Raw genomic sequence first — 931 nt, 5'->3', positions numbered from 1 at the left:
TCGAGATCGTGCGCGCCGACGGCCAGATGGTGCGCGAGATCCGCCCGCTGGTCAGAATCAACGTCGCGGTCGTGGTCGGCAGCGGCGACCGCCAGGAGAGCGGCTCCTACGGCATGGGCGGCCGCAAGAGTTTTGGCGAATTCCTGGTCGAGGAGAGCTGGAAGCACGCCGCCAAGGAGGCGTTGCGCCAGGCGCTGGTCAATCTAGAGGCCGTGCCGGCGCCGGCCGGCACATTCGACATCGTGCTGTCCAGCGGCTGGCCTGGCGTCATGCTGCACGAAGCCGTCGGCCACGGACTGGAGGGCGACTTCAACCGCAAGAAGACTTCTGCCTTCGCCGGGCTGATGGGCCAGCAGGTGGCGGCGAAAGGCGTCACCGTCGTCGACGACGGCACGCTACCCGAACGGCGCGGCTCGCTGACCGTCGACGACGAGGGCACGCCCTCGGCGCGCAACGTGCTGATCGAGGACGGCAAGCTGGTCGGCTACATGCAGGATCGCCAGAACGCGCGGCTGATGGGCATGAAGGCGACCGGCAATGGAAGGCGCGAAGGCTATGCGCACCAGCCGATGCCGCGCATGACCAACACCTACATGACCGCCGGCGAAATGCAGCCGGAAGAGATCATCGCCTCGGTCAAGAACGGCATCTATGCCGTCTCCTTCGGCGGCGGCCAGGTCGACATCACGTCGGGCAAATTCGTGTTCGGCTGCACCGAGGCGTACATGATCGAGGACGGCAAGGTAACGCAGCCGATCAAGGGCGCGATGCTGATCGGCAACGGGCCGGACGCCATGCACCGCGTCACCATGGTCGGCAACGACATGAAGCTCGACAACGGCATCGGCATGTGCGGCAAGGCCGGACAAGGCGTGCCGGTGGGTGTCGGCCAGCCGCATCTGAGGATGAACCAGATGACGGTGGGCGGCAC

At 66.4% G+C, this 931-nt stretch carries 1 protein-coding gene; it reads left to right on the top strand.

Translation table 11 applies throughout. The features are described 5' to 3' along the window. Window positions 1-931: metallopeptidase TldD-related protein (locus tag EOA33_RS36955; protein ID WP_127407812.1), on the top strand; the 931-nt coding region annotated here is incomplete at both ends.

The sequence above is a fragment of the Mesorhizobium sp. M4A.F.Ca.ET.050.02.1.1 genome (assembly GCF_003997725.1).
Classification (GTDB): Bacteria; Pseudomonadota; Alphaproteobacteria; order Rhizobiales; family Rhizobiaceae; genus Mesorhizobium.
This window is presented reverse-complemented; position numbering and strand designations above follow the sequence as displayed.